The sequence below is a fragment of the Burkholderia cepacia genome (genome assembly GCF_001718835.1).
Lineage (GTDB): Bacteria > Pseudomonadota > Gammaproteobacteria > Burkholderiales > Burkholderiaceae > Burkholderia > Burkholderia cepacia_F.
In genome coordinates, this window is record NZ_CP013443.1 from 426600 (window position 1) to 450746 (window position 24147).

29 protein-coding genes, 1 tRNA gene and 1 pseudogene are annotated in these 24147 nt (G+C 64.3%); 24 read left to right on the forward strand and 7 right to left on the reverse strand.

The window, feature by feature from the left end; genetic code table 11:
- Nucleotides 1-2: 2 nt before the first annotated feature.
- The 16 genes from murA (at nucleotide 3) to tatC (ending at nucleotide 11616) form a co-directional block, all read left to right on the forward strand.
- On the forward strand, nucleotides 3-1352 hold the full coding sequence (murA, locus tag WT26_RS05290) for a UDP-N-acetylglucosamine 1-carboxyvinyltransferase (protein WP_059522283.1): 1350 nt from the start codon (nucleotides 3-5) through the stop codon (nucleotides 1350-1352).
- Nucleotides 1349-2014, forward strand: a complete 666-nt coding sequence (hisG, locus tag WT26_RS05295; RefSeq protein WP_059522284.1) for an ATP phosphoribosyltransferase — start codon at nucleotides 1349-1351, stop codon at nucleotides 2012-2014. The genes murA and hisG overlap by 4 nt, the downstream gene beginning before the upstream one ends.
- A gap of 24 nt (nucleotides 2015-2038) precedes the next feature.
- The gene (gene hisD, locus WT26_RS05300) at nucleotides 2039-3367 is read left to right on the forward strand and encodes a histidinol dehydrogenase (RefSeq protein ID WP_069272322.1); all 1329 of its coding nucleotides are present in this window, start codon (nucleotides 2039-2041) and stop codon (nucleotides 3365-3367) included.
- Between the two features lie 80 nt (nucleotides 3368-3447).
- A complete protein-coding gene (hisC, locus tag WT26_RS05305; protein ID WP_059665871.1) occupies nucleotides 3448-4521 on the forward strand; it encodes a histidinol-phosphate transaminase in 1074 nt (357 codons plus the stop codon).
- A 65-nt stretch (nucleotides 4522-4586) separates the two neighbouring features.
- A complete protein-coding gene (gene hisB / locus WT26_RS05310; RefSeq protein ID WP_006477126.1) occupies nucleotides 4587-5174 on the forward strand; it encodes an imidazoleglycerol-phosphate dehydratase HisB in 588 nt (195 codons plus the stop codon).
- Between the two features lie 66 nt (nucleotides 5175-5240).
- Complete coding sequence (locus tag WT26_RS05315; RefSeq protein WP_069272323.1) at nucleotides 5241-5861, forward strand: YchE family NAAT transporter; 621 nt, start codon at nucleotides 5241-5243, stop codon at nucleotides 5859-5861.
- Nucleotides 5858-6499: an imidazole glycerol phosphate synthase subunit HisH gene (hisH, locus tag WT26_RS05320; RefSeq protein WP_034189815.1), complete on the forward strand. Its 642-nt coding sequence runs from the start codon at nucleotides 5858-5860 to the stop codon at nucleotides 6497-6499. The genes WT26_RS05315 and hisH overlap by 4 nt, the downstream gene beginning before the upstream one ends.
- Nucleotides 6500-6662: 163 nt before the next feature.
- Entirely contained in the window at nucleotides 6663-7418 is a 756-nt protein-coding gene (gene hisA / locus WT26_RS05325; protein ID WP_021161854.1) for a 1-(5-phosphoribosyl)-5-[(5-phosphoribosylamino)methylideneamino]imidazole-4-carboxamide isomerase, read from the forward strand.
- 97 nt (nucleotides 7419-7515) lie between these two features.
- Complete coding sequence (gene hisF / locus WT26_RS05330; protein ID WP_011350732.1) at nucleotides 7516-8289, forward strand: imidazole glycerol phosphate synthase subunit HisF; 774 nt, start codon at nucleotides 7516-7518, stop codon at nucleotides 8287-8289.
- Nucleotides 8289-8705 carry a phosphoribosyl-AMP cyclohydrolase gene (gene hisI / locus WT26_RS05335; protein ID WP_059665873.1) on the forward strand — a complete coding sequence of 139 codons (417 nt, stop codon included), beginning with the start codon at nucleotides 8289-8291 and terminating at the stop codon, nucleotides 8703-8705. The genes hisF and hisI overlap by 1 nt, the downstream gene beginning before the upstream one ends.
- Nucleotides 8702-9067: a phosphoribosyl-ATP diphosphatase gene (locus WT26_RS05340; RefSeq protein ID WP_006485344.1), complete on the forward strand. Its 366-nt coding sequence runs from the start codon at nucleotides 8702-8704 to the stop codon at nucleotides 9065-9067. Before hisI ends, WT26_RS05340 begins: the two co-directional genes overlap by 4 nt.
- Nucleotides 9068-9139: 72 nt before the next feature.
- Nucleotides 9140-9529, forward strand: coding sequence for a DUF4870 family protein (locus WT26_RS05345; protein WP_069272324.1), 390 nt, complete (start codon nucleotides 9140-9142; stop codon nucleotides 9527-9529).
- A gap of 31 nt (nucleotides 9530-9560) precedes the next feature.
- Nucleotides 9561-9926 (forward strand): histidine triad nucleotide-binding protein, encoded by a 366-nt coding sequence (locus tag WT26_RS05350; RefSeq protein ID WP_069272325.1) that lies wholly within the window; start codon nucleotides 9561-9563, stop codon nucleotides 9924-9926.
- 93 nt (nucleotides 9927-10019) lie between these two features.
- Complete coding sequence (tatA, locus tag WT26_RS05355; RefSeq protein ID WP_021161850.1) at nucleotides 10020-10250, forward strand: Sec-independent protein translocase subunit TatA; 231 nt, start codon at nucleotides 10020-10022, stop codon at nucleotides 10248-10250.
- A 26-nt stretch (nucleotides 10251-10276) separates the two neighbouring features.
- Nucleotides 10277-10792: a Sec-independent protein translocase protein TatB gene (tatB, locus tag WT26_RS05360; protein ID WP_069272326.1), complete on the forward strand. Its 516-nt coding sequence runs from the start codon at nucleotides 10277-10279 to the stop codon at nucleotides 10790-10792.
- Between the two features lie 41 nt (nucleotides 10793-10833).
- Nucleotides 10834-11616 (forward strand): twin-arginine translocase subunit TatC, encoded by a 783-nt coding sequence (tatC, locus tag WT26_RS05365; protein ID WP_069272327.1) that lies wholly within the window; start codon nucleotides 10834-10836, stop codon nucleotides 11614-11616.
- A gap of 120 nt (nucleotides 11617-11736) precedes the next feature.
- On the opposite strand, the gene WT26_RS05370 is transcribed toward tatC, so the two are convergent.
- On the reverse strand, nucleotides 11737-12942 hold the full coding sequence (locus WT26_RS05370) for a Do family serine endopeptidase (RefSeq protein WP_021161847.1): 1206 nt from the start codon (nucleotides 12940-12942) through the stop codon (nucleotides 11737-11739).
- Nucleotides 12943-12963: 21 nt separating this feature from the next.
- Between WT26_RS05370 and WT26_RS05375 the strand changes: the two genes are divergently transcribed.
- The 7 genes and pseudogenes from WT26_RS05375 (at nucleotide 12964) to WT26_RS05405 (ending at nucleotide 18091) form a co-directional block, all read left to right on the forward strand.
- Complete coding sequence (locus tag WT26_RS05375) at nucleotides 12964-13710, forward strand: Nif3-like dinuclear metal center hexameric protein (protein ID WP_069272328.1); 747 nt, start codon at nucleotides 12964-12966, stop codon at nucleotides 13708-13710.
- 218 nt (nucleotides 13711-13928) lie between these two features.
- Complete coding sequence (gene petA, locus WT26_RS05380) at nucleotides 13929-14549, forward strand: ubiquinol-cytochrome c reductase iron-sulfur subunit (protein ID WP_006477110.1); 621 nt, start codon at nucleotides 13929-13931, stop codon at nucleotides 14547-14549.
- Complete coding sequence (locus tag WT26_RS05385; protein WP_155630833.1) at nucleotides 14546-15928, forward strand: cytochrome b; 1383 nt, start codon at nucleotides 14546-14548, stop codon at nucleotides 15926-15928. The genes petA and WT26_RS05385 overlap by 4 nt, the downstream gene beginning before the upstream one ends.
- Before the next feature lie 21 nt (nucleotides 15929-15949).
- Nucleotides 15950-16710 (forward strand): annotated as a pseudogene (locus WT26_RS05390) (cytochrome c1).
- Nucleotides 16711-16803: 93 nt separating this feature from the next.
- Entirely contained in the window at nucleotides 16804-17415 is a 612-nt protein-coding gene (locus WT26_RS05395) for a glutathione S-transferase N-terminal domain-containing protein (RefSeq protein WP_006400565.1), read from the forward strand.
- 72 nt (nucleotides 17416-17487) lie between these two features.
- On the forward strand, nucleotides 17488-17997 hold the full coding sequence (locus WT26_RS05400) for a ClpXP protease specificity-enhancing factor (protein ID WP_069272329.1): 510 nt from the start codon (nucleotides 17488-17490) through the stop codon (nucleotides 17995-17997).
- Between the two features lie 18 nt (nucleotides 17998-18015).
- Nucleotides 18016-18091: transfer RNA gene (locus WT26_RS05405), tRNA-Thr, on the forward strand.
- Nucleotides 18092-18161: 70 nt separating this feature from the next.
- Here the strand turns inward: WT26_RS05405 and WT26_RS05410 are convergent.
- From WT26_RS05410 to WT26_RS05435, 6 genes are all read right to left on the reverse strand, one after another.
- On the reverse strand, nucleotides 18162-18443 hold the full coding sequence (locus WT26_RS05410) for a helix-turn-helix domain-containing protein (protein ID WP_059592487.1): 282 nt from the start codon (nucleotides 18441-18443) through the stop codon (nucleotides 18162-18164).
- Nucleotides 18444-18446: 3 nt separating this feature from the next.
- Nucleotides 18447-18764 carry a type II toxin-antitoxin system RelE/ParE family toxin gene (locus WT26_RS05415; RefSeq protein ID WP_059592488.1) on the reverse strand — a complete coding sequence of 106 codons (318 nt, stop codon included), beginning with the start codon at nucleotides 18762-18764 and terminating at the stop codon, nucleotides 18447-18449.
- 230 nt (nucleotides 18765-18994) lie between these two features.
- Entirely contained in the window at nucleotides 18995-19300 is a 306-nt protein-coding gene (locus WT26_RS35245) for a hypothetical protein (protein ID WP_080485625.1), read from the reverse strand.
- 73 nt (nucleotides 19301-19373) lie between these two features.
- Complete coding sequence (locus WT26_RS05425) at nucleotides 19374-19715, reverse strand: helix-turn-helix domain-containing protein (protein ID WP_059808466.1); 342 nt, start codon at nucleotides 19713-19715, stop codon at nucleotides 19374-19376.
- Between the two features lie 455 nt (nucleotides 19716-20170).
- Nucleotides 20171-20746, reverse strand: coding sequence for a hypothetical protein (locus tag WT26_RS05430; RefSeq protein ID WP_155123062.1), 576 nt, complete (start codon nucleotides 20744-20746; stop codon nucleotides 20171-20173).
- A gap of 281 nt (nucleotides 20747-21027) precedes the next feature.
- Entirely contained in the window at nucleotides 21028-23034 is a 2007-nt protein-coding gene (locus WT26_RS05435; RefSeq protein WP_069270649.1) for a cell wall anchor protein, read from the reverse strand.
- Nucleotides 23035-23551: 517 nt separating this feature from the next.
- Between WT26_RS05435 and WT26_RS05440 the strand changes: the two genes are divergently transcribed.
- Complete coding sequence (locus WT26_RS05440; protein ID WP_069269831.1) at nucleotides 23552-24103, forward strand: hypothetical protein; 552 nt, start codon at nucleotides 23552-23554, stop codon at nucleotides 24101-24103.
- The last annotated feature ends 44 nt before the right edge of the window (nucleotides 24104-24147 follow it).

The window sequence follows — 24147 nt, forward strand, 5'->3', positions numbered from 1 at the left end:
GAGTGCAAGTCACCGTCAACGAGCGCGACGCCGTCCAGAGCGTCGCCACGGCACACCCGGCCGCCAACGGGGAATCGCATGGCCATGGGATGGACAAGCTCGTCATCGAAGGCGGCCGCCGCCTGTCGGGCGAGATCGTCGTGTCGGGCGCGAAGAATGCCGCGCTGCCGATCCTGTGCGCGGGCCTGCTCACCGCCGATCCGGTCGACCTCGACAACGTGCCGAACCTGAAGGACGTGCGCACCACGCTGAAGGTGCTGAACCAGATGGGCGTGAAGAGCGAGACCGACGGCTGCCGCGTGCAGCTCGACGCGTCGCGCGTCGACAACCTCGTGGCGCCGTACGAGCTCGTGAAGACGATGCGCGCGTCGATCCTGGTGCTCGGGCCGCTGCTCGCACGTTTCGGCGAGGCGAAGGTGTCGCTGCCGGGCGGCTGCGCGATCGGCGCGCGTCCGGTCGACCAGCACATCAAGGGCCTGCAGGCGATGGGGGCCGAGATCAGCATCGAGCACGGCTTCATCGAGGCCCGCGCGAAGCGCCTGAAGGGCGCGCGCATCGTGACCGACATGATCACGGTGACGGGCACGGAGAACCTGCTGATGGCCGCGACGCTGGCAGACGGCGAGACGGTGATCGAAAACGCTGCACGCGAGCCGGAAGTGAGCGATCTCGCACACTTGCTGGTCGCGATGGGCGCGAAAATCGACGGCATCGGCACCGATCGCCTCGTGATCCAGGGCGTCGAGCGGCTGCACGGCGCCCGCCATTCGGTGATCCCCGACCGTATCGAGGCCGGCACGTTCCTGTGCGCGGTCGCGGCGGCGGGCGGCGACGTGATGCTGACGGGCGTGCGCCCGCACATCCTCGACGCGGTGATCGACAAGCTGCGCGAAGCCGGCGTGTCGATCGAGGAGGGCGACAGCTGGCTGCGCGTGAAGATGGACCGGCGGCCGTCGGCGGTCACGATCCGCACGTCGGAATACCCGGCGTTCCCGACCGACATGCAGGCGCAGTTCATGGCCCTCAATACGGTCGCGACGGGCACCGCGCAGGTCGTCGAAACCATTTTCGAGAACCGTTTCATGCACGTGCAGGAATTGAACCGGCTCGGCGCGAACATCACGATCGACGGCAACACCGCGCTCGTGACGGGCGTCGAGAAGCTGTCGGGCGCGAACGTGATGGCGACCGACCTGCGCGCGTCGGCGAGCCTCGTGATCGCCGGGCTGCGTGCCGACGGCGAGACGCTCGTCGACCGCATCTATCACCTGGACCGCGGCTACGACCGCATGGAAGCCAAACTGACCGCCGTCGGCGCGAACGTGCGCCGCCTTTCCGGGAGCCAAGCATGACCGCGCCGCAGACCCCGCCGTTGACCCTTGCGCTGTCGAAGGGCCGGATTTTCGAGGAAACCCTGCCGCTGCTCGCCGCTGCCGGCGTCCAGGTGACCGAGGATCCGGAAACGTCGCGCAAGCTGATCCTGCCGACGACGAACCCGGACCTGCGCGTGATCATCGTGCGCGCGAGCGACGTGCCGACCTATGTCGAATACGGCGCGGCCGATTTCGGCGTGGCCGGCAAGGACGTGCTGGTCGAGCACGGCGGCTCGGGCCTGTACCAGCCGATCGATCTGAACATTGCGCGCTGCCGGATGTCGGTGGCGGTGTCGGCCGGCTTCGACTACGCGAGCGCCGTGCGCCAGGGCGCGCGGCTGCGCGTCGCGACGAAGTACGTCGAAACGGCGCGCGAACACTTTGCCGCGAAGGGCGTGCACGTCGACCTGATCAAGCTGTACGGCTCGATGGAGTTGGCGCCGCTGGTCGGCCTGGCCGACGCGATCGTCGACCTCGTCAGCTCGGGCGGCACGCTGAAGGCGAACAATCTGGTCGAGGTCGAGGAGATCATGGCGATCTCGTCGCGCCTCGTCGTGAACCAGGCTGCGCTGAAATTGAAGCGCACGGCACTCAAGCCGATCCTCGACGCGTTCGAACGCGCGTCGCAGAATGGCGGTTGAGCGCATCACCGTAACGGAACTCCCATGTCCATCACCATCCGCAAGCTCGATTCGACGAGCGACGGCTTCGGCGCCGAGTTGCGCGCGTTGCTCGCCTTCGAGGCAAGCGAAGACGCGGCGATCGAGCAATCGGTCGCGCAGATCCTCGCCGACGTGAAGTCGCGCGGCGACGCCGCGGTGCTCGAATACACGAACCGCTTCGACCGGCTGAGCGCAAACAGCGTCGCCGCGCTGGAGCTGCCGCAGGACGCGCTGCAGACGGCGCTCGACGGCCTCGCGCCGAAGGCGCGCGCGGCGCTGGAAGCGGCGGCCGCGCGGGTGCGCGCATACCACGAGAAGCAGAAGATCGAGTGCGGCACGCATAGCTGGCAGTACACGGAAGCGGACGGCACGGTGCTCGGCCAGAAGGTCACGCCGCTCGACCGCGTCGGCCTGTACGTGCCGGGCGGCAAGGCCGCGTATCCGTCGTCGGTGCTGATGAACGCGATTCCCGCGCGCGTCGCGGGCGTCGGCGAGATCGTGATGGTCGTGCCGACCCCGGACGGCGTGAAGAACGACCTCGTGCTCGCCGCGGCGCTGCTCGGCGGCGTCGATCGCGTGTTCACGATCGGTGGCGCGCAGGCGGTCGGCGCGCTCGCGTACGGCACGGCGACGGTGCCGGCCGTCGACAAGATCTGCGGCCCCGGCAATGCGTACGTCGCGTCGGCGAAGCGCCGCGTGTTCGGCACGGTCGGCATCGACATGATCGCCGGGCCGTCGGAAATCCTCGTGCTGTGCGACGGCACGACCGACCCGAACTGGGTCGCGATGGATCTCTTCTCGCAGGCCGAACACGACGAGCTCGCGCAGTCGATCCTGCTGTGCCCGGACGGTGCGTTCCTCGAGCGCGTCGAGAAGGCGATCAACGAGTTGCTGCCGTCGATGCCGCGCCAGGACGTGATCCGCGCGTCCCTCGAAGGCCGCGGCGCGCTGGTCAAGGTGCGCGACATGGCCGAAGCCTGCCGGATCGCGAACGACATCGCGCCCGAGCACCTGGAAATTTCCGCGCTGGAGCCGCAGCAGTGGGGCCAGCAGATCCGCCATGCGGGCGCGATCTTCCTCGGCCGCTACACGAGCGAGAGCCTCGGCGACTACTGCGCGGGCCCGAACCACGTGCTGCCGACGTCGCGCACCGCGCGCTTCTCGTCGCCGCTCGGCGTGTACGACTTCATCAAGCGCTCGAGCCTGATCGAGGTCAGCGCCGAAGGCGCGCAGACGCTGGGCGAGATTGCATCCGAACTCGCGTACGGCGAGGGGCTGCAGGCGCACGCGAAAAGCGCCGAATTCCGGATGAAAGGCGGCGGCCAGGGCTGATTGCCGGGCCGCAGACGGGCGCGGCGGCTGTCGCCGCGCTGACCCATTGACGCCGGCGCGACGCACGCCGGCTTGAGATCATGACGACGCCACAAGACATCATTCGCCGCGACGTGCTCGCGATGACGAGCTATCCGGTGCCGGACGCGAGCGGATTCGTGAAGCTCGACGCGATGGAGAACCCGTACCCGCTGCCCGAACCGCTCGCCGCGGCGCTCGGCGAGCGTCTCGCGCAGGTCGCGCTGAACCGCTACCCGGCGCCGCGCCCGGCCGCGCTGATCGACAAGCTGCGCCACGCGATGGGCGTGCCGGCGGCCTGCGAGGTGCTGCTTGGCAACGGCTCGGACGAAATCATCAGCATGATGTCGGTGGCCTGCGCGAAGCCGGGCGCGAAGGTGCTCGCGCCGGTGCCGGGCTTCGTGATGTACGAACTGTCCGCGAAGCTCGCGCAGCTCGAATTCGTCGGCGTGCCGCTGCAGGCCGACCTGACGCTCGACGTCGACGCGATGCTCGCGGCGATCGCCGAGCATCGTCCGGCGATCGTCTACCTCGCCTATCCGAACAACCCGACCGGCACGCTGTACGACGATGCCGACGTCGAACGGATCGTCGCGGCCGCGCGGCACAGCCTGATCGTGATCGACGAGGCGTACCAGCCGTTCGCCGGGCGCTCGTGGCTGCCGCGCGCCGCCGAGTTCGACAACGTCGTCGTGATGCGCACGGTGTCGAAGCTGGGCCTCGCGGGCATCCGCCTCGGCTATCTCGTCGGTTCGCCCGCGTGGCTGACCGAATTCGACAAGGTGCGCCCGCCGTACAACATCAACGTGCTGACCCAGGCGACCGCCGATTTCCTGCTCGACCACCTCGGCGTGCTCGACGCGCAGGCGGCCGATCTGCGTGCGGAACGCGCGCGCCTCGCGCAGGCCGTGGCCGCGCTGCCGGGCGCGACGGTGTTCCCGAGCGCCGGCAATTTCCTGCTGGTGCGCGTGCCGGACGCGGCCGCGGTGTTCGACGCGCTGCTCACCGAGCGGGTTTTGGTCAAAAACGTGAGTAAAATGCATCCGTTGCTGGCTGAATGCGTGCGGCTGACCGTCGGTTCTCCCGACGAAAACGCGCGCCTGCTGGCCGCTTTGAAACTCGCGCTGCCCGGTTGAGCCCGCGGGCGCCGCAGCGCGAAACGATCAATCCCCATTTACATCGACTCAGTCAAGGAATTGCCATGCGTGTGGCGGAAGTCGTTCGCAATACCAGCGAAACGCAGATCCGTGTGAAGCTCGATCTCGACGGCACCGGCCAGCAGAAGCTGGCCACCGGCGTGCCGTTCCTCGACCATATGCTCGACCAGATCGCTCGACACGGTCTGGTCGATCTCGAGGTTGAGGCGCATGGCGATACGCATATCGACGACCACCACACGGTCGAGGATGTCGGCATCACGCTCGGGCAGGCCGTCGCGAAGGCGATCGGCGACCGCAAGGGCATCCGTCGCTACGGCCATTCGTACGTGCCGCTCGACGAGGCGCTGTCGCGCGTCGTGATCGACTTCTCCGGCCGGCCGGGCCTCGAATTCCACGTGCCGTTCACGCGTGCGCGGATCGGCACGTTCGACGTCGACCTGTCGATCGAGTTTTTCCGCGGTTTCGTGAACCACGCGGGCGTCACGCTGCACATCGACAACCTGCGCGGGATCAACGCGCACCATCAGCTCGAGACCGTGTTCAAGGCCTTCGGCCGTGCGCTGCGCGCGGCGGTGGAGCTGGACGAGCGTGCGGCGGGGCAGATCCCGTCGACGAAGGGCAGCCTCTGAACCTGAACTGACCGGACGGAGCGTCAAGGACAACCTCACGGCTTCGGCGCGCGGCGCCGGCTTGCGATGGATCTGCTCAAATCGTTCATTTCGCTGCTGGCGCTGATCAACCCGATCGGCGCGGTGCCGTTCTTCCTGAGCCTGACCGCGCAGCAGACGGACCTCGAGCGGCGGCGTACGATCCGGATCGCGTCGGTGTCGGTGTTCTGCGTGATGACGGTGACGGCGCTGCTCGGGCAGCAGATCATCGACTTCTTCGGCATTTCGGTCGGGTCGCTCGAAGTGGGCGGCGGGATCATCATGCTGCTGATGGCGATCAACATGCTGAACGCGCAGATCGGCAACACGCGATCGACGCCGGAGGAGCGCCACGAGGCCGAGCTGAAGGACAACATCGCGGTCGTGCCGCTGGCGATTCCGCTGCTCACGGGCCCCGGCTCGATCAGCACGGTAATCATCTACGCGGCGAATTCGCATCACTGGTATGAACGGGCCGGGCTGGTCGCGATCGGCGCGGTCCTGGCTTTTCTGTGTTTCGTCGCGATGCGGCTCGCCGAGCCGATCGCGAACTGGATCGGCCGCACGGGCATCAACATCGCCACGCGGCTGATGGGTCTGATGCTGTCGGCGCTGGCGGTGGAATTCATCGTCAATGGACTGAGGGCGCTACTGCCTGCACTGAGATGAAAACTTCGATTGCGATTGTGGATTATGGGATGGGCAACCTGCGCTCGGTCGCGCAGGCGCTCAAGAAGGCCGAACCGGCCGCCGACGTGGCGATCGTCGACACGCCGGCCGCGATCCGCGCGGCCGACCGTGTCGTGCTGCCCGGCCAGGGCGCGATGCCCGACTGCATGCGCTGCCTCGGCGAGTCGGGCCTGCAGGAGGCCGTGATCGAGGCGTCGCGCACGAAGCCGCTGCTCGGCGTGTGCGTCGGCGAGCAGATGCTGTTCGACTGGAGCGCGGAAGGCGACACGAAGGGCCTCGGCCTGTTGCCCGGCAAGGTCGTGCGTTTCGAGCTCGACGGCCGCGTGCAGGACGACGGCTCGCGCTTCAAGGTGCCGCAGATGGGCTGGAACCGCGTGCGCCAGTCGCAGCCGCATCCGCTGTGGGACGGCGTGCCCGACGACGCGTATTTCTACTTCGTGCACAGCTACTACGTGACGCCGGACAACCCGGCGCATACGGTCGGCGAAACGGCCTACGGCGCGCCGTTTACGTCCGCGGTCGCACGGGACAACCTCTTCGCGACCCAATTCCACCCCGAGAAAAGCGCGGAGGTCGGGTTGCGTCTGTATCGCAACTTCGTACACTGGAAACCGTGAACGTCGCGCGCGTGCCACAGTCGGCGGGCCGGAAAGGCCTGTCGCACGGGGCTCACACGCGAAGGCGCCGAAAGAGTTGTACTAAACTAGCGAGACGGCGCGGTACCGGATTGGCCGGTACGCGCCGGATTCTTTTCTTTTTCCACGACGACACCCGATTGCTATGTTGCTGATTCCGGCCATCGATCTCAAAGACGGTCAGTGTGTGCGCCTCAAACAGGGCGATATGGACCAGGCCACGATTTTCTCCGAGGACCCGGCGGCGATGGCTCGCAAGTGGGTCGATCTCGGCGCCCGGCGGCTCCATCTGGTCGACCTGAACGGCGCATTCGCCGGCAAGCCGAAGAATCTCGAGGCGATCGAAGCGATCCTCGACGAAGTCGGCGATGAAATCCCCGTACAGCTCGGCGGCGGCATCCGCAGCCTCGAGACGATCGAGAAGTACCTCGACGCGGGCCTGTCCTACGTGATCATCGGCACTGCGGCCGTGAAGGACCCGGGCTTCCTGCAGGACGCGTGCACCGCGTTCGCGGGCAACATCATCGTCGGGCTGGACGCGAAGGACGGCAAGGTCGCGACCGACGGCTGGAGCAAGCTCACGGGCCACGAAGTGGTCGATCTCGCGAAGAAGTTCGAGGACTACGGCGTCGAATCGATCGTCTACACGGACATCGGCCGCGACGGGATGCTGCAGGGCATCAACATCGAGGCGACCGTGAAGCTCGCGCAGGCGGTCGGCATCCCGGTGATCGCCAGCGGCGGCCTGTCGAACCTCACGGACATCGAGAACCTGTGCGAAGTGGAAGAGCACGGCGTCGAAGGCGTGATCTGCGGCCGTGCGATCTACTCCGGCGATCTCGATTTCGCGGCCGCGCAAAAGCGCGCGGACGAACTGAACGGCGAACTCGACAACGCCTGATCCGGCCGTCGTCACCCTTGCCGGGGCTGCCCGCCGGGCGGCCCTGACCGGGCGGCCGCTCGCGGCCGTCCCTATTTGCGGCATTTGGCGCAACATCATGGCTCTAGCTAAACGCATCATCCCCTGCCTGGACGTGACTGCCGGGCGTGTCGTCAAGGGCGTCAACTTCGTCGAGCTGCGCGACGCCGGCGACCCCGTCGAGATCGCCCGCCGCTACGACGACCAGGGCGCCGACGAACTGACGTTCCTCGACATCACCGCGACGTCCGACCAGCGCGACCTGATCCTGCCGATCATCGAAGCCGTCGCGTCGCAGGTCTTCATTCCGCTGACCGTCGGCGGCGGCGTGCGCGCCGTCGAGGACGTGCGGCGCCTGCTGAATGCGGGCGCGGACAAGGTCAGCATGAATTCGTCGGCGGTCGCGAACCCTCAGCTCGTGCGCGACGCGGCCGACAAGTACGGCTCGCAGTGCATCGTCGTCGCGATCGACGCGAAGCGCGTGTCGGCCGACGGCGAGACGCCGCGCTGGGAAGTCTTCACGCACGGCGGCCGCAAGAACACGGGCCTCGACGCGATCGAATGGGCGCGCAAGATGGCCGAGCTCGGCGCGGGCGAGATCCTGCTCACGAGCATGGATCGCGACGGCACCAAGTCGGGTTTCGACCTTGCGCTCACGCGCGGCGTGTCGGATGCGGTGCCGGTGCCGGTGATCGCGTCGGGCGGTGTCGGCTCGCTGCAGCACCTGGCCGACGGCATCAAGGACGGCCGCGCCGATGCGGTGCTGGCCGCGAGCATCTTCCACTACGGCGAGCACACGGTCGGCGAGGCGAAACGCTTCATGGCCGACCAGGGCATCCCGGTGAGGCTGTGATGAATACGGAAACGAATGCATTGCCCGCGTGGCTCGACAAGGTCCGCTGGGACGACAACGGCCTCGTGCCGGTGATCGCGCAGGAGGCGTCGACGAACGACGTGCTGATGTTCGCGTGGATGAACCGCGAGGCGCTGGCGAAGACGATCGAGACGCAGCGCGCGGTCTATTATTCGCGTTCGCGCAAGCGCCTGTGGTTCAAGGGCGAGGAGTCGGGCCATGTGCAGCACGTGCACGAAGTGCGGCTCGATTGCGACGAGGATGTCGTGCTGCTGAAGGTCGAGCAGGTGTCGGGCATCGCGTGCCACACCGGCCGGCATTCGTGCTTCTTCCAGAAATTCGAAGGCACCGTCGACGGCGGCGACTGGGTCGCGGTCGAACCGGTGCTGAAAGATCCCGAACACATCTACAAATGACGCAATCCACCGAAGACACGCTGCTGCGCCTCGCGGCCGTGATCGATAGCCGCAAGGGCGGCGACCCCGATCAATCGTATGTATCGCGCCTGTTCCACAAGGGCGACGACGCGGTGCTGAAGAAGATCGGCGAAGAGGCGACGGAAGTCGTGCTGGCCGCGAAGGACGTGCGCCAGGGCGGCGCGCCGACCGCGCTCGTCGGCGAGGTGGCCGACCTGTGGTTCCACTGCCTCGTGATGCTGTCGCATTTCGACCTGAGCCCGGCCGACGTGATCGCCGAGCTCGAGCGCCGCGAAGGGCTGTCGGGTATCGAGGAGAAGGCCCTGCGCAAGCGTCGCGAGCGTGAGGAAAACGGCGGCTGACACGCATCCTCGCGCGGCCGGCCGCCATATCGTGGCAAACTGTAAGAATTGTCATCTAACGGGGGTAGCATCATGACCGATACGCCAAGCCAGTTTCCGCCGTCGGTTCCGGGCAGCGCGGAAAGCGAGCGCCTGAACGGGCTGCGCACGTTGACTCACGTGCTCTACGGTCTCTACGCGTTCCATTGGCTCACGGGCGGCGTCACCGGCATCATCGCGATCATCATCAACTACGTGAAGCGCGACGACGTGGCCGGCACGCCGTATGCCGCCCACTTCGAGTGGCAGATCCGCACGTTCTGGCGCGCGCTGATCGCGTACGTGATCGGGTTCGCGCTGATGTTCGTTGGCATCGGCTTTCTGGTGCTGGGAGCGGTCTGGATCTGGACGCTGTACCGTATCATCAAGGGTTGGCTGTACCTGAACGACAACAAGCCGCTCGATCCGCAGGCCTGGTTCTGACCGACCGCGTGCGGGCGTCTGCAGGAGCAACATGAGTCACGATCCGAATTGCCTGTTCTGCAAGATCGCGGCAGGCGAGATCCCGAGCACGAAGGTGCACGAGGATGACGAATTCGTCGCGTTCCGCGACATCCGCCCGGCGGCCGAGACGCACGTGCTCGTGATTCCGCGCCAGCATCTGCCGACGCTGTCGTCGGCCGGGGAAGAGGACGCGCCGCTGCTTGGTAGAATGCTGGTGCTCGTCGCGCGCCTGGCCGAGCAGCTCGGCGTTGCCTATACGGGCGGCGAAACCGGTTTCCGTACGGTCATCAATACAGGCCCGGGCGGCGGGCAGGAGGTCTACCACCTGCACGCGCATATCCTGGCCGGCCCGCGCCCCTGGCAGCGGATGGGTTGACGGCGCGGGGCGTTTCCCCGCATCGATAGTCGAAGCCGGCATGTTGCCGGCGATTTGCGCCGCGACGCGGCGTGGTTGAGGAGAGGTTTCATCATGGGTGGATTGAGCATTTGGCACTGGCTGATCGTGCTGCTGATCGTCGCGCTGGTTTTCGGTACGAAGAAGCTGCGCAACATCGGCAACGATCTCGGCAGCGCCGTGAAGGGTTTCAAGGACGGCATGAAGGACGGTGAAGCACCGGCCGACGCGCAGCAACTGCCGCGCTCGGGCTCGGTCGACGTCAACGCGAAGGAAACGACGCGTTCCGATTCGAACAAGGCGTAACGCCGGCCCGCTGACAGGCATTCGCGATGCTGGATCTCGGTCTTTCGAAGATGGCGCTGATCGGCGTCGTCGCGCTCGTGGTGCTCGGCCCCGAGCGCCTGCCGCGCGTCGCGCGTACGGCAGGCGCATTGTTCGGCCGCGCGCAGCGGTACATCAACGACGTGAAGGCCGAGGTCTCGCGCGAAATCGAACTCGACGCGCTGCGGACGATGAAGACCGATTTCGAGTCGGCCGCGCGCAACGTCGAGACGACGATTCACGACAACCTGCGCGAGCACGAAAAGGAACTGAACGACACGTGGCATTCCGCGGTTGGCGGCGCGAGCGAAACGGTCGACGGCTCCGGCTCGCCGGCCGCGCCGTCGTGGCTCGGCAGCACCGCCGCGTCGGCGCCGAAGCGCCGCAACTGGCGCGTCAAGCAGGCGGCTGCGCCTGTCTGGTACAAGCGCGCGACCACTCGCCGCACGCACGTGCAGTCGGGCGCCGCGCGCGTCGCGCGCCACCAGCCGGCCAGCCTGCGCCGGCCGACGCGCTTCTTCTGAGCCGAGCGCATGCTCGCTCGTTTATCCTACCGAGGGCCGGTGTGAGCGACCCCCAGCAGAACCCGGGCGACGCCCCGGAAGAAACTTTCATTTCCCATCTCGTCGAGCTTCGCGATCGCATCATTCGAGCGGGGGCGGCCGTGATCGTCGTGTTCCTCGGGCTCGTCTACTGGGCGCCCGACATCTTCCGGCTGCTTGCGCGGCCGTTGATGGAGAACCTGCCGAAGGACGGCAAGATGATCGTCACCGACGTCACCGGCTCGTTCTTCGTGCCGATGAAGGTCACGATGCTCGTCGCACTGGTGATCGCGCTGCCGATCGTGCTGTACCAGATCTGGGCGTTCGTCGCGCCGGGGCTGTACCAGCACGAGAAAAAGCTCGTCGCGCCGCTCGTCGGCAGCAGCTACTTCCTGTTCCTGTGCGGGATGGCGTTCGCGTACTTCCTCGTGTTTCCGACGATCTTCCGCGTGATGGCGCACTACAACGCGCCGCTCGGCGCGGAAATGACCACCGACATCGACAACTACCTGAGCTTCGTGCTCGGGATGTTCATCGCGTTCGGGGTCACGTTCGAGGTGCCGATCGTCGTCGTGCTGCTCGTCCGGATGGGCGTGCTGTCGTTGAAGAAGCTCAAGGAGATGCGGCCCTACGTGATCGTCGGCGCGTTCGTCGTCGCGGCGGTCGTCACGCCGCCGGACGTGTTCTCGCAACTGATGCTCGCGTTGCCGCTCGTCGTGCTGTTCGAGATCGGGCTGCTGGCCGCGCGATTCTTCGTGCCGAAGCCGGCGCAAGCCGAGCCCGAGAACGGCGAGGCCGCGAGCTGACGCTTTCGGGCAGCGTGACGGAGCCCGGCCGGGCGATTCCCCCAGCAAAAATGGCAGCCGATCGGCTGCCATTTTTTTATGCAGGCGAACCGGCAAAAAGGCGGCGCGCCGGCGGCGGCGTCATTCGGTATCGCTGTCCTGCTCGTCGAGCGTCTGCTTCGGCGGCGGCGGGCGCTTGCCGATCACGACGTTCATGTCGAACTCCTTGCCCTTGCGTACGACGTGCACCTTGGTCGGCGTGCCCGGCTTGATCTGCGCGACCGTGTTCAACAGCTTCGTCGTGTCGGTGATGTCCTCGCCGTTGACCGAGACCAGGATATCGCCCGGCTTGATGCCGGCCTTGTCGGCCGGCCCGCCCTGCAGTACGCCCGCGACGATCGCGCCCGATTTCTGCTGAAGCCCGAACGACTCGGCGATCTCCGGCGTGACGTCCTGCGGCTCGACGCCGATCCAGCCGCGCGTGACCGAGCCCGTCGTGATGATGCTTTCGAGCACCGTGCGCGCGGTCGACACGGGAATCGCGAAACCGATGCCGAGCGAGCCGCCCGAGCGCGAGTAGATCGCGGTGTTGATGCCGAGCAGGTTGCCGTTCACGTCGACCAGCGCGCCGCCCGAGTTGCCGGGGTTGATCGGCGCGTCGGTCTGGATGAAGTTCTCGAACGTGTTGATGCCGAGGTGGTTGCGGCCCAGTGCGCTGATGATCCCCATCGTGACCGTCTGGCCGACGCCGAACGGGTTGCCGATCGCGAGCACGACGTCGCCGACCCGCGACTGGTCTGAGCGGCCGAGCGTGATCGTCGGCAGGTTCGTCATGTTGATCTTCAGCACGGCGAGATCGGTTTCGGGATCGCTGCCGATGACCTTCGCAGTGGCCGTGCGCCCGTCGGCGAGCGCGACCTCGATCTGGTCGGCGCCGTCCACGACGTGCTGGTTCGTTAGAATGTAACCTTCAGGGCTCACGATAACGCCCGAGCCGAGGTTGGCTGCCGGTTCGTCCTGCTGCTTGCGGGCGTTGCGGTCGCCGAAGAAGTAGCGGAACAGCGGATCTTTCGCGCGCGGATCGGGCGGCAGCGAGCCGTCCTTGCTGGAGAAGACGTTGACGACGGCCGGCATCGCCTTCTGCGCGGCTTCCGCGTACGACGTGGTCGCCGGCGCGCCGCCGATGCCCGGTGCGACTTCCCGCAGCGCAACGATCGGCGTGGCGAGCTGCTTGCCGAGCTGTCCTTGCCGTTGCAGCCATTGCGGCTTGAGCGTCACGACGATGAACATCAGCGCGAGCAGCACGGTAACCGCCTGCGCGAAGAACAGCCAGAAGCGTCTAAGCATCTGAATGGATTAGAGGTTTATATGGATCGGATCGAACTTGAATTGTACTTGAACAATACCCTTGAAACCGCGCGCTTCAAGGACTATTGCCCGAACGGCCTGCAGGTCGAGGGGCGCCGCAAGATCGAGAAGATCGCCACCGGCGTGACGGCGTCGGTCGCGTTTCTCGAAGCAGCGCTCGAATGGGGAGCGGATGCCGTGCTGGTCCATCACGGCTATTTCTGGCGCAACGAGCCGCCGCAGATCACGGGCCGCAAGTACCAGCGCCTGAAGCTGCTGCTCGCGAACGACCTGAACCTGTTCGCGTTCCACCTGCCGCTCGACTCGCATCCCGAATTCGGCAACAACGCACAGCTCGGCGAGCGGCTCGGGCTGATCGGCGAGCAGCGTTTCGGCGAAGGCGACCTTGGCTGGATGGCCACGCTGCCGATGCCCGTCTCGCTCGAGCACTTCGTCGCGAAGGTCGAGCGCACGCTCGGCCGCACGCCGCTCGTGCTCGGCGATCCGGACATGCAGCTGCGGCGCATCGCGTGGTGCACGGGCGCCGCGCAGAGCTATTTCGACGCGGCGATCGATGCCGGCGCGGATGTGTTCCTGACCGGCGAGGTGTCCGAATACGTGACGCACACGGCTGCCGAGAGCGGCGTTGCGTTCGTTGCGGCGGGGCACCATGCGACCGAACGCTATGGAATCCAGGCACTTGGCGCCCACTTGTCCGAAGAATTCGATATCGAACACCTTTTTATCGATATCCATAACCCGGTCTGAATGCCGGATTTGCGGCGGCGCATCGAAATTTCTCAATGTAGCAGATGCTTAAAAGTGAAATGATTTAATCGCTCCGATAGTGGGGGGAAACCCTTAACTATCAATCACTTCGAAGGGATTTTCATCTCCGGGCCTTGTAAATGGCGACTCCATTCGAGCAAACTAGCGGCGGAATGGAAAGTCGTGACGGAAAATCCAACTCAGAAGTGGGGCGTGTGATGCGAGACAAGGAAGAGAAACGCGTCGACAGCGGCCGCCGTACCTGGCTGATTGCGACATCCGTAGCAGGTGGCGTAGGAGGCGTAGCCACCGTCATACCTTTCGCGGCGTCGCTTGCGCCGTCCGCGAAAGCGAAAGCGGCCGGAGCACCGGTCGAGGTTGATATCAGCGGCCTGAAGCCCGGCGAAATGGTCACCGTGCCGTGGCGCGGCAAGCCCGTCTGGATCCTGAATCGCACCGATTCGATGCTGGCCGACGTGGTCAAGGCCGACAAGGAAGTCGCCGATCCGACCACGAAATCCCCGTATTCGATGCCGTTGCCCGCATATTGCGCCAACGAATATCGCTCGCGGGCCGATCGCAAGAACATTCTCGTCGTGATGGCCGTGTGTACGCACCTCGGCTGCACGCCAAGCCAACGCTTCACGCCGGGTCCGCAGCCGAACCTGCCGGACGACTGGCCGGGCGGTTTCCTCTGCCCGTGCCACGGTTCGACCTACGACCTCGCCGGCCGTGTGTTCAAGAACAAGCCGGCGCCTCAGAATCTCGACATCCCGCCCTACATGTTCACGTCGGCAACGACCCTCGTGATCGGCAAGGACGAGAAAGGAGAAGCGTGATGGCCGACAACAAGGAAGTCTCCACGACAGGTCTCACCGGCTGGATCGATCAGCGCTTCCCGCTCACGTCCACCTGGAAGAAGCACGTTTCCGAGTACTACGCGCCGAAGAACTTCAACTTCTGGTACTTCTTCGGCTCCCTCGCGCTGCTGGTGCTCGTCAACCAGATCGTCACCGGCATCTTCCTGACGATGAACTACAAGCCCGATTCGACGCTCGCGTTCGCGTCGGTCGAGTACATCATGCGCGAGGTGCCGTGGGGCTGGCTGATCCGCTACATGCACTCCACGGGCGCGTCGATGTTCTTCGTGGTCGTCTACCTGCACATGTTCCGCGGGCTGCTCTACGGGTCGTACCGCAAGCCGCGCGAGCTCGTGTGGATCTTCGGCTGCGCGATCTTCCTGTGCCTGATGGCCGAGGCGTTCTTCGGTTACCTGCTGCCGTGGGGCCAGATGTCGTTCTGGGGCGCGCAGGTAATCGTGAACCTGTTCTCGGCGATCCCGTTCGTCGGCCCCGACCTGTCGCTGTGGATTCGCGGCGACTACGTGGTGTCGGACGTCACGCTGAACCGCTTCTTCGCGTTCCACGTGATCGCGATTCCGCTCGTGCTGGTCGGCCTCGTGATCGCGCACCTCGTCGCGCTGCACGAAGTGGGGTCGAACAACCCGGACGGCATCGAGATCAAGGCGAAGAAGGACGAGAACGGCATTCCGCTCGACGGCATCCCGTTCCACCCGTACTACTCGGTGCACGATTTCCTCGGCGTGTGCGTGTTCCTGATGGTGTTCGCGCTGATCGTGTTCTTCTCGCCGGAAATGGGCGGCTACTTCCTCGAGGCGAACAACTTCGTCCCGGCGAACCCGCTGCAGACCCCGCCCGAGATCGCGCCGGTCTGGTATTTCACCGCGTTCTACGCGATGCTGCGCGCGACCACCGACCCGTTCAAGATCGTCCTGATGATCGTCATCGCGCTGCTCGGCGTGCTCGCGCTGATCCGCGCGCGCGGCAAGTGGAAGGTCGGGTTGCCGGTGCTGGCTGCGGCGATCGTCGTGTTCATGTACCTGACGGAGTCGAAGTTCTGGGGCGTCGTCGTGATGGGTTCGGCGGTGATCACGCTGTTCTTCCTGCCGTGGCTCGACCGCAGCCCGGTGAAGTCGATCCGCTACCGGCCGCTGTTCCACAAGGTGTTCCTCGGGATATTCGTCGCGGCGTTCCTGACCCTCGCGTTTCTCGGCACGCGGCCGCCATCGCCGGCGGCCACGCTGATCGCGCAGTGTTGCGCGCTGATCTACTTCGCGTTCTTCCTCGGCATGCCCGTCTGGACGCCGCTTGGCACGTTCAAGCAGCCGCCGGAGCGGGTGCGCTTCAAGCCCCATTAACGTGAGCGAGGAGAGAACGACATGAAGAAACTGCTTTCGACACTCGCGCTGATCGGGGCGACCGCGTGTGCGCTGCTGGTGGCGCCGGCGGTGTGCGGGCGGAAGGTAATTTTCCGCTCGACCGGGCGCCCGATAACACGGAAAATCTCGTTTCGCTTCAGCACGGCGCGCAATTGTTTGTAAACTATTGCCTGAACTGCCACAGCGCGAACCTGATGCGCTACAACCGTCTGACGGATCTGGGCATATCCCAGAAGGAGATCGAAAAGAATCTCCTGTTCACGACCGACAAGGTCGGCAACACGATGTCCGTCGCGATGCGGCCTGAAGACGCGAAGAACTGGCTCGGCACCTCGCCGCCCGACCTGTCGGTCGAGGAACGCGCCCGCGGCCGCGACTGGCTGTATACGTATCTGCGCAGCTTCTACCGCGACGATACGCGGCCGACCGGCTGGAACAACGCGGTGTTCGAGAACGTCGGCATGCCCCATGTACTGTGGCAACTGCAGGGGCAGCGCACTGCCAAATTCGAAGACAAGACGGACGAGGAGACGGGCGAGAAGGTTCATACGCTCGTCGGCTTCCAGCAGGTCACACCGGGGACACTGTCCGCGGTGGATTATGATGCTGCGGTTGCCGATCTGGTGGCGTACATGACCTGGATGTCCGAGCCGGCTCAGCAGACCCGCAAACGCCTCGGCGTATGGGTGCTGATCTTTCTCGGTGTCCTGACTTTCCTGGCCTGGCGGCTCAATGCCGCGTACTGGAAAGATATCAAGTAATCACGCCTGACCGGCGTGGGGCCGGCGCAAGGTGGAACCCCGGAAGGAGGTTCGCCGCGTGCCGGCCCTCGGCTTTTTTGAGGAAACGCAAACATGATGGTTCTGTATTCCGGCACAACTTGCCCGTTCTCCCAGCGTTGCCGGCTGGTGCTGTTCGAGAAGGGCATGGACTTCGAAATCCGTGACGTCGACCTGTTCAACAAGCCGGAAGACATTTCGGTGATGAACCCGTACGGTCAGGTGCCGATCCTGGTCGAGCGCGACCTGATCCTGTACGAATCGAACATCATCAACGAGTACATCGACGAGCGCTTCCCGCACCCGCAACTGATGCCGGCCGACCCCGTGCAGCGCGCACGTGCACGCCTGTTCCTGCTCAACTTCGAGAAGGAACTGTTCGTCCACGTCAGCACGCTCGAGAACGAGAAGGGCAAGGCAGCGGAGAAGAATCACGAGAAGGCGCGCCTCGCGATCCGCGATCGCCTGACGCAGCTCGCGCCGATCTTCGTGAAGAACAAGTACATGCTCGGCGAGGAATTCTCGATGCTCGACGTCGCGATCGCGCCGCTGCTGTGGCGTCTGGATCACTACGGCATCGAGCTGTCGAAGAACGCCGCGCCGCTGATGAAGTACGCCGAGCGGATCTTCAGCCGTCCGGCCTATATCGAAGCACTGACGCCGTCCGAAAAGGTCATGCGTCGTTGATGGCGTGACGAAGGGCAAGACGGAGCGGCGCGCGCGGAGGGCCGCGCGATCCGTTCCGGTTAGAGGATTGTGATGCAAGAGATTTCAACGAAGCCTTATCTGCTGCGCGCGCTGTACGAGTGGTGCACCGATAACGGTTACACACCGCATATCGCGGTGAGGGTCGACAACTCGACGCGCGTGCCGCGTCAGTTCGTGCGTGACGGCGAGATCGTGCTCAACATCAGCTTCGAGGCGACGAGCCAGTTGCAGATGGGCAACGAGTGGATCGAGTTCACGGCCCGGTTCTCCGGGAAGGCGCACAAGATCGAGATTCCGGTTGCGAACGTGCTCGCGATCTATGCGCGCGAGAACGGGCAGGGGATGGCGTTCCAGGTCGATGCGGTCGCGGAGGATGGTCCGGATTCGGGCGAATTCGACGAGGAAGCGCACGTGGACGAGCAGCGCGGCGCAGCGACGGGGCTGACGCCCGTGGCCGACAGCGGTGCGAACGAAGAGCCGTCGGAAGGCGCGGATGAACCGCCGACGTCCGATGGTGACGGGGCGAAAGGCGGCAGACCTCGCCTCAAGATCGTGAAATGAGGTAGAATCTCGCGCTACGCCGGCTTAGCTCATCTGGTAGAGCAGTTGATTTGTAATCATCAGGTGGCGGGTTCGAGTCCTGCAGCCGGCACCATATCTAGCAAGGGGTTACGCGATGTTTGCGTAGCCCCTTTCTCGTTTGTGGCGGCCGTGTAACCGGAAAACTACTTCGCGACCTCGAGGCGTACCACGGCACGGCTTCCCGTCGCCTCGGCATAGCGGGACAGCGTCCGCAGCGACGGCATCGTGCGACCGCTTTCCATGCGCGCGATGGTCGATTGGGTCGTCTGCATCCTCTCGGCCACCTGTTCCTGCGTCAATCCGGCACGTACGCGCGCAGCGACGAGTTCGCGCGCAACGGCAAACTCCGGCGCTTGTGCGTCATACTCGGCCTGGGTAGCCGGGTCGGCCAGCAGGCGCTTCTTCAGGGTTGCAAGGCTGGTCATCGTTCAATCCTCCTTCATCCGGGCACAGGCCGTTTCCATGGCTCGGTGGGGTGTCTTCTGCGTCTTTTTCACGAACACGTGCAGCACGACCAAGCGCTGCCCCGTCCGTGCAACGTATATCGCCCGGGCGATGCCATCTCGCCCCGTCATGCGGATTTCCCACAGCTTTCCCTCCAGTGGGCGCACGTGGGGCATCCCGACGCGTTGCGGACCGAACTCCGCAAGCATCTCTGCGATGTGGAGGAAACGGGCGCGCATATCGGGCGGCAGCGCCAGCAATTCGGCTGTGGCCTCGGGTATCAACTCAACATGCCAAGTCATCAGTTTATCTCTTTTTTGCTATATTTGGTGGGTTAGGTCACCGACCGCGCGCAGTCCCGGTGGGACTGCATCGGCAACCACGCTTTGATGCGGATGTATTGCGTACGCGGCTGGTCGAGCCGGCGGTGGCGGTTATGTGTCGTTCACGTAGCGCATTCGCCTTTGGAGGCGTGCGCAGCGAACTCGTCGTGTAGTTCGTTCCGGGCACGGTCGGGCGGGGAGCCCGGCAGTTACATCCCCGGAAGATCGAACTGGAATCCTCTGCTCGGGACGCTTTCCATCACATGCCCCCTGACAAGCGGGTCCGCATATTCCGGGGTGATCGAGATCTTCCTGCTGGCGTGATTGATGGAGAGGTACACGTGTCCACCCGGTTCGAACCCGAACAGCTTGAAGTGCGCGTCGATAACTTCCATCCACGGCATGCAGGGCCGATCAGACCGCATGACCGGATCGGGCGAACTCCGAAGCGGCAACCGAAGGGTGGTCTCCGGTTCCCTGCGCTTTGCACGTGCTTTATGATTGGCGTCAGCCATGATCAACTCCTGGGTTGAGTTGGTGGTGGTCAGCGGGCCGTGAGTGCTGCAACACTCACGGCCCGCGCTTCGTTTACTGCTTGCCTTTCCTCTTCTCTGCGACCTGATTCCTGACGATCAGCGCATCAAGCAACTCCCGCGCGAGTTCGCGGACACGTTCCGGCATCCTCGAGATCGCTTCGAACTGGTACCGCAAGGCGTCGTCAGGCTCGCGTTCGTCATCGTCGAAGACAATCGCATTAGCACTGACTCCGAGCGTGATTGCCAGTCGACGAACCCCATTCAGCGACGGGTAGGCGCTTCCGCTTTCATAGCGCCTGATTTGCAGGACGCCGATGCCGACGGCATCTGCCAGGGCTAGTTGGGTAAGCCCGCGTGCTTTACGGAGATTTCTTAGACGCTGTGAAAATTCCATATGCCAGATCCAGGGTGAGGGACAGCCGTTTTCGACACGAATGTTGACAATCCATTTTGCGCAAGAGAATTTCTCGCTTGATAGTAAATATAGTTCGTTTTACTTATTGAGATGCTTGATTAGCCGAACGGTATATGTTCACCACGGACCACAGGCGTGTGATGCCGCGTGGCGGCGTGTTCGGATTCGATGAGCTTGACTGAACGGTACGCCACGCGGCCACAACGACCGACGCAAACAAAAAGGAGGGGGGCGCGATCCCTCGCGACACCCCTCCTTCACGTATTCTCAGACCGAGCGTCGACCCCGTTGCACTCAAGGCCCGCCGCCGAGCCGTACAAGCTTATGGGTGGTGGCGGGATGCACCTCCAAGTGCATACGAACGGTTTCCGTCACGAGCGCCTAGCGTACCGTATCGAGGGTATGTCGTGGCCCGGTGAACGCCTGCTTATCGCTCACATCTTCTTGCAAAAAATTCTAGCGTCGTCTGCATCGATCTTGATCGGGTATTCACGCTCAATCAGCGCTTTTTCCGCGTCGGTTGGGTTCCCGAGCCATTGCGGCGTGCAGCGATACAGCAGTCGCCCGGCCGTGCGGTGGGACCGTTCGTCATACAGCAGCGCCACATTCGTGACGTTGCATTGATGCTCTTGACAAGTTTGATACAGCCACTCGCGAGACTCGCCTACCTTCCAAAGCGATCCTTCCGTCGCCGGGCCGCTCAGCAAACGCTTTCGAAGCATCTTCACATCCAGGCCGGACAGATTCAGAAAGTGATCGAACGCGGCCGACACCGCCCGCCCGATTGCCGTTCCATATTGGTTCCCGGCCGGATCTGCGAGGTTGAAGATCTCTGTTTTATATCCGGAGCTCGCGGGCGTGACATTGTTCGGAGCGGGCGCCTGGCTCTGGGCGTTGCAACCAAACGCTATGGAGCAAAACAAAGCTGCCAACAAAGATTTCGTTCGGGCCTGAATCGAGTGGACATCTGAAAAGTCATTTAAGCGCATTTTTTTATTGTGGTTTCGCATCGTTCCTATACTCCATCACCGTCGGCAAACTCTGCGAGCGTACCCGATAAATCGCATCGCAAGCCATCGTGCACGTGTGACGCTGCCGAGCGGCGTACTCTGGCTGGATGAGTGCAAAAGAACGGCGCATCACACGTCTTCCAACATTCTCTCAATCGGCCACAACGACCGAAGCAAACAAAAAAGAGGGGGCCACGATCGCTCGCGGCGCCCCTCCTCAGACATTCTCAGACTTAGCCTCGACCCCGGCGCATTCGGGGTTCACAAGCCCAGCCAAGAGCTCAGTTGTTGTACTGCCAGGTATTGATGTAGTAATCGCCTCCCGCCTGCCACCCAAGCTGGACCTGAACGGCCGATTCCGCATGGGCGCCGTTGGCGGTCGAGGTCAGCTGATCGACGAAGCCGCTCAGCGTGCTCGAATACGTCGTGCCGTTGATCGTCGGCGTGATCCAGCGCATCACGTCATACGGCTGCGCCTGATACGTCTCGACGCCGTTCACGAACTGCGCGGCGCCCTGCGAATTGATCGCGATCCACGCATTCGGATAGGCCAGGCCGGCAGCCGGCACCGTCCAGTCGATGCTGGCCGTCGGCAACGTCGTAGACGACGCGGTCGACGTACCCGGGCCGCCGGCCGTCAGCAGGTTCGCGATCACATCGCTGCCGAGCGTCTGCCACGGAACGGTTGCCCCGGCCGACGCATTCATGTTCGGCGCGATGTTGACGACCTTCTGCGGCGTGCCGATCTGCTGACCGGCGGCGTCGTACAGCGTGATCGTGTACACCCCGTGCTGCCGGATGGTCGAGACGTCGACCGGCGCCGGCGCATAGTCGGGCGTGGTCGGCGCGAACGCGCTGGCGCCGCCGGACAGCGACGCCCACGACCACTTGTACTGCGTGCTCATGCCGACGTCCGGCCAGGACGGCATGCTGGTCGACGCCCGCGCGGGCGGCGCCGTGACGGCTTTGAGCGGGAACGTCAGATTCGGTCCGATGCCGGCATTGGGACTGAGCATGTAGACGCCGCTCGCCGGCAGCCCGGGGCCGCTCACCAGCGCCGATCCGACGGCTTGGCGCGTACCGTTGAATGGCACGTCCACCGGAATCTGGATGTTCAGGCCGGATTCGAAGCGGCCGTTGCCGGCGTCCGCCGCGTTGGTGAACTGGACGCGGCCGACGAACGATGCAATGTAGATGTCGAATTGCGCCTGGTTGCCGATGATGTCCCAGGTGCCATTGGGCAGTTGCTGCACGATGTCGCTTGCGAAGTTCGGCGTGCCGTCAGCCTCCGTGATGAGGAAGTACACCAGCGCGGCCGGGTTGCTGATCGCGGGCAGCGTGCCGGGCGGCAGGAACGCGACAGTCTTCACGCCCTGGAGCGTCGTGCCTTTCGTGAACAGCGTGTGGCGCGTGCCGAAGCTCGTGAAGCCGTCGTTCAGGTAGCTCGCGTCGATGGCCGACGAACAGGCCGGATTGCTCGTGCCGGGTGAAGCCTGCATCGCGCTCATGCATTGACCGAGTTGCGAGACGAGCGTCGCCAGGTAGTTCGCGGGCTGCGACGGTGCGCGCAGCGGCACCGATACGGTCGTGCCCTGGTTAAGCGCGATCGCCGTGTCCGGATCGGCGAGGCTCGTGAGCTGCAGCCCCGTGCCCTTGATCGCCGGCCCGACTGCGACCGAATCGATCACGGCGTCCGCGCCGCTCTGGTTCGGCGAGAAGATGCTGCCGACGGGATCGAACGACGCGGCGGACAGGCCATTCGCGGCCAGGATCGGGGCGAGCGCCGTGTCGAGCGTGGCGACCGCCGTCGACACGGAGGATGGCGTGACGGCCGCCAGGCCGCCCGATTGCGTCAGCGTGAGCGGGTTGCCGCTCGACGTGAGAAGGGCTGCGACTGCGGTTGTCAGCGGGGTGACGTTGGCCGTCACCGGCGCACCGTTGCTCGTTGCCGTACTGGCAACGACCGAATACAGGGTTCCGGACGCGCCTGACGGATCGGTGGCGGTAATCACGAACGGCGCCGTGAGGCCGCTGATCGATACGCTATATGCGCCGTTGCTGCCCGAAGTCGCCGCAGCCGTCTTGCCCATCGCGTCGATGACCGTGATCGGTGCGCCCACGAGCGCGTTGCCGATTGCGACCGTGCCGCTCATCGAGCTTGCGGTCGTCGCGCTGGACGAGCCGGATGAACCAGAGCCTGATCCGCCGCCGCCGCATGCCGTGAGCATCGCGGTCGCGGCAATACACAGCGTGAACCGTGCGATCCCCGAGGTGCCTTTCTTCTTCATCTTGTTGTTCCTGTTGAAGTGGCGGGTTTCGAACGAAACCCGAATGAGCACCTGTCGCGCCGATTTTGGCATCCGGTTATTCGTGACGTGCAGCGCTTGCTCGACAGAAAACTCGTGCACTACCGGTGGCGTGCAACATGCTCACTTGGCGCTATATCGGCTCCGGAACGTATTGCTGAAGAGTTAGTGTTTCAACAAAGAGCGTATTTCTCGCATCTGGAGTAAAGCTTCGGGAATTCCGTCTCGCTGGATTGCGAAATGCTCTATTAAATGCCAATCGCGTCAGGTAATTGTCTGGATTGTGTAATAAATCGCCGCGCAAGCTGGTTGGGGGAAATGTGATTTCACTTTGCAAGTGCGTGATGCGTGACGGCAGGCAAGATCATGGATCGCACGGAGCGGAACCGCAGCAAGTCAGTAAAATGGCTGAAACACGCCGATGGCGTGACGTTCGAAACGAGCGCGCCGAAGCCCCTCGACAATGAATTTCACATTGCCTTTGCCCAAAAGAACAAAAATGCAGATCGTCAAGACGTGGTGCGTATCCGTGGTGTTTTCGACGGCAGTGGCGGGCAGCGCGTCCGCCTTTGCGCGACCGCCTTCTGAAGACTGCCTTACGCAGGCGGAAGTCAAGCAGCTCGACCGTGATTTCTGGGCGACGTTCCCGTCGCCCGACGCGTTCGCGGCGTATTCGGCGCCCAAGCTCACATTCGGCACGAACATCGCGGAGCTCTCGGAGTCGCTCGCGCATGCGTCCGGCGGCCCGGCGCGCGCGCGTGCTGTTGCGACCTTCCTTGGGCAGCATCCGGACGTGTTCGGTGCGTTCAAGACCATGCATGACTCGACGTACGTGTATTACCCCGGCCGCGATCACCATCCGGATGCGGCGCGCACGTCGTCGACGCTTCCCGCGAATCAGTGCGTATCCGAGTTCAATTACGCGATCGATTTGAGCCGCGTTCAATGCATAAGCGGTCAACGTCTCCGCGCATTCAGCTTGTCGTTCATCAAGGATCGCGGGCGTGTGATGCTGCGCAGCGGCGTGATCGGGCTGGATGAGTGCAACTGAAGTGCGAAGTTCGAAACGAGCACGCCGAAGAATCTCGACAAGAA

Coding starts and splice junctions, on each gene's coding strand:
- hisG (WP_059522284.1), top strand. CDS start 1,349: ATGACCGCGCCGCAGACCCCGCCGTTGACCCTTGCGCTGTCGAAGGGC.
- hisD (WP_069272322.1), top strand. CDS start 2,039: ATGTCCATCACCATCCGCAAGCTCGATTCGACGAGCGACGGCTTCGGC.
- hisC (WP_059665871.1), top strand. CDS start 3,448: ATGACGACGCCACAAGACATCATTCGCCGCGACGTGCTCGCGATGACG.
- hisB (WP_006477126.1), top strand. CDS start 4,587: ATGCGTGTGGCGGAAGTCGTTCGCAATACCAGCGAAACGCAGATCCGT.
- WT26_RS05315 (WP_069272323.1), top strand. CDS start 5,241: ATGGATCTGCTCAAATCGTTCATTTCGCTGCTGGCGCTGATCAACCCG.
- hisH (WP_034189815.1), top strand. CDS start 5,858: ATGAAAACTTCGATTGCGATTGTGGATTATGGGATGGGCAACCTGCGC.
- hisA (WP_021161854.1), top strand. CDS start 6,663: ATGTTGCTGATTCCGGCCATCGATCTCAAAGACGGTCAGTGTGTGCGC.
- hisF (WP_011350732.1), top strand. CDS start 7,516: ATGGCTCTAGCTAAACGCATCATCCCCTGCCTGGACGTGACTGCCGGG.
- hisI (WP_059665873.1), top strand. CDS start 8,289: ATGAATACGGAAACGAATGCATTGCCCGCGTGGCTCGACAAGGTCCGC.
- WT26_RS05340 (WP_006485344.1), top strand. CDS start 8,702: ATGACGCAATCCACCGAAGACACGCTGCTGCGCCTCGCGGCCGTGATC.
- WT26_RS05345 (WP_069272324.1), top strand. CDS start 9,140: ATGACCGATACGCCAAGCCAGTTTCCGCCGTCGGTTCCGGGCAGCGCG.
- WT26_RS05350 (WP_069272325.1), top strand. CDS start 9,561: ATGAGTCACGATCCGAATTGCCTGTTCTGCAAGATCGCGGCAGGCGAG.
- tatA (WP_021161850.1), top strand. CDS start 10,020: ATGGGTGGATTGAGCATTTGGCACTGGCTGATCGTGCTGCTGATCGTC.
- tatB (WP_069272326.1), top strand. CDS start 10,277: ATGCTGGATCTCGGTCTTTCGAAGATGGCGCTGATCGGCGTCGTCGCG.
- WT26_RS05370 (WP_021161847.1), bottom strand. CDS start 12,942: ATGCTTAGACGCTTCTGGCTGTTCTTCGCGCAGGCGGTTACCGTGCTG.
- WT26_RS05375 (WP_069272328.1), top strand. CDS start 12,964: ATGGATCGGATCGAACTTGAATTGTACTTGAACAATACCCTTGAAACC.
- petA (WP_006477110.1), top strand. CDS start 13,929: ATGCGAGACAAGGAAGAGAAACGCGTCGACAGCGGCCGCCGTACCTGG.
- WT26_RS05395 (WP_006400565.1), top strand. CDS start 16,804: ATGATGGTTCTGTATTCCGGCACAACTTGCCCGTTCTCCCAGCGTTGC.
- WT26_RS05400 (WP_069272329.1), top strand. CDS start 17,488: ATGCAAGAGATTTCAACGAAGCCTTATCTGCTGCGCGCGCTGTACGAG.
- WT26_RS05410 (WP_059592487.1), bottom strand. CDS start 18,443: ATGACCAGCCTTGCAACCCTGAAGAAGCGCCTGCTGGCCGACCCGGCT.
- WT26_RS05415 (WP_059592488.1), bottom strand. CDS start 18,764: ATGACTTGGCATGTTGAGTTGATACCCGAGGCCACAGCCGAATTGCTG.
- WT26_RS35245 (WP_080485625.1), bottom strand. CDS start 19,300: ATGGCTGACGCCAATCATAAAGCACGTGCAAAGCGCAGGGAACCGGAG.
- WT26_RS05425 (WP_059808466.1), bottom strand. CDS start 19,715: ATGGAATTTTCACAGCGTCTAAGAAATCTCCGTAAAGCACGCGGGCTT.
- WT26_RS05430 (WP_155123062.1), bottom strand. CDS start 20,746: ATGCGAAACCACAATAAAAAAATGCGCTTAAATGACTTTTCAGATGTC.
- WT26_RS05435 (WP_069270649.1), bottom strand. CDS start 23,034: ATGAAGAAGAAAGGCACCTCGGGGATCGCACGGTTCACGCTGTGTATT.
- WT26_RS05440 (WP_069269831.1), top strand. CDS start 23,552: ATGCAGATCGTCAAGACGTGGTGCGTATCCGTGGTGTTTTCGACGGCA.